Annotated in this window: 1 protein-coding gene and 1 pseudogene; one reads left to right on the forward strand and one right to left on the reverse strand. The window is 74.0% G+C overall.

What is annotated here, in order from left to right; translation table 11 throughout:
• Positions 1 to 79 precede the first annotated feature (79 nt).
• Entirely contained in the window at positions 80 to 934 is an 855-nt protein-coding gene (locus tag AB0J68_RS31675) for a MerR family transcriptional regulator (RefSeq protein ID WP_363942503.1), read from the reverse strand.
• Here AB0J68_RS31675 and AB0J68_RS31680 point away from each other — a divergent pair.
• A pseudogene (locus tag AB0J68_RS31680) lies at positions 833 to 1,873 on the forward strand (ATP-binding cassette domain-containing protein); the annotation flags it as partial. The gene AB0J68_RS31675 and the pseudogene AB0J68_RS31680 sit on opposite strands and share 102 nt — an antisense overlap.
• Between the last annotated feature and the right edge of the window lie 69 nt (positions 1,874 to 1,942).

Here is a 1,942-nt window from a genome sequence, read left to right on the forward strand (position 1 = left end):
CGCGGCCGCGACCGGCGCGGGGGCGAGCAGGACGGCGGAAGCCGTGACCGCCAGCAGCGCAGCTCTCATGTGCCCGACCCTAGTCAACAAGATCGCCCGGCGGGAGCGGTTGGCCGCTCGACCTTCCGGCGGCGGCCCGCTCCACCAGGTAGTCGTGCAGCGCGGCGCTGCCCCGCAACCGGCGCAGGCTGCGGGCGTGCAGGTCCTGCTCACGGCGGGCCAGCTCGGCGCGTACCCGCTGGGCGCTGCCGGTGGTGCGCAGCTCGCCCAGCACCGCCTCGATGATCTCGAACGGGTAGGCGCCTCGGCGCAGGAGCGCGACGACCTGCGCGGCGCGCAGCTCGGTCTCGTCGTACACCCGGTAGTTGGTGCCGGGCGCGCGGCCCGGCCGCAGCAGCTCGCGGGCCTCCCACAGGCGCAGCTGCGAGGTCCGCACCCCGACCAGGGCTGCCACCTCGCCGATGCGGACGCCGCGGCGCTGGGCCGGCCGGGTCGCCGGCGGGTTGGCCAGCACGGTCTCGAAGGCGCCGAGCACGCGGCGGATGTCGGCGCGTTTGCGGTCCAGCTCGGCATGGCCGCCGTCGAGCGCCGCCAGGGCCGCCGGCACGTCACCGCGGTGCACCGCCGCCATGATCTCCCGGGTACGGCCCCAGCCGTGCCCCTCGGCCAGCCGCCGGGCCACGGTCAGCGCGCGGGCGTGTGCGGTCGTGAAGATCCGGTAGCCGCTCGCGGTACGCCGCACCGGCGGCAGCACGCCCTCCTCGACGTAGTTGCGCACCTGCTGCACCGAGATCCCCACGGTGGCGGCGAGGTCCACGGCCCGCAGGCGATCCTTCGGCCGGGCGCGGGCAGCGCCGGCGGGCAGATCTGCTTCACCGGCGACGTCCCCGGCCTGCGCCGCTCGGGCACCCTCACCGGGCGGCACCTGGACCACCGGGTGAGGGTGCGCGACGAGGTACGCCGACCGACCGGGCAGCTCAGCATCCGCCACGCCGACCTGCACAACCTGCGCGACGTGGACGTGGACATCCCGCTCGGCGTCCTCACCGTGGTCACCGGCGTGGCCGGCTCCGGCAAGAGCTCGCTGATCCACGGCTCACTGCGCGGCCGGGCCGGTGTGGTGATCGTCGACCAGTCCCCGATCCGCGGATCACGACGCAGCAACCCGGCCACCTACAGCGGACTGCTCGACCCGATCCGTACCGCCTTCGCCAAGGCCAACGGCGTCAAGGCAGCGCTGTTCAGCGCGAACTCCGAAGGCGCCTGCCCGGCCTGCAAGGGCATCGGGCTGATCTACACGGACCTGGCGATGATGGCCGGCGTGGCGAGCGTCTGCGAGCGGTGCGCGGGGCGGCGGTTCACCGACGAGGTCCTCACGTACACCCTGAGCGGGAAGAACATCAGCGAGGTGCTGGCCATGTCGGTCACCGAGGCGTACGGATTCTTCCCCAGCGGGCCGGCGCACCTCATCCTCCACCGGCTGGTCGACGTCGGGTTGGGCTACCTCAGCCTCGGCCAGCCGCTGACCACCCTGTCCGGCGGGGAGCGGCAACGGCTCAAGCTCGCCATCCACCTGGCGGAGAAGACCAGCACGTACGTCCTCGACGAGCCCACCACCGGCCTGCACCTGGCCGACGTGGACCAACTGCTGGCCCTGTTGGACCGCATGGTCGACGCCGGCAACACGGTGCACCACCAGGCCGTGATGGCCCACGCGGACTGGCTCATCGACCTCGGCCCGGGCGCCGGGCACGACGGCGGGCGCATCGTCTTCACCGGCACGCCGGCGGACCTGGTCGCCCACGGCGACACCCTCACCGCCACCCATCTCCGCGAGTACGTCCACAAGCCAGCGGAGCTGCCCAAGGGGTGACGGGTCAGCGGTGCCCGGGACGCGGCGCCTGACGCCGCACGGCGTGCGAGCGAGCCCGACGGCGTGGGC

Origin of the sequence: Micromonospora sp. NPDC049580 (assembly GCF_040675595.1) — a bacterium.
GTDB lineage: Bacteria > Actinomycetota > Actinomycetes > Mycobacteriales > Micromonosporaceae > Micromonospora.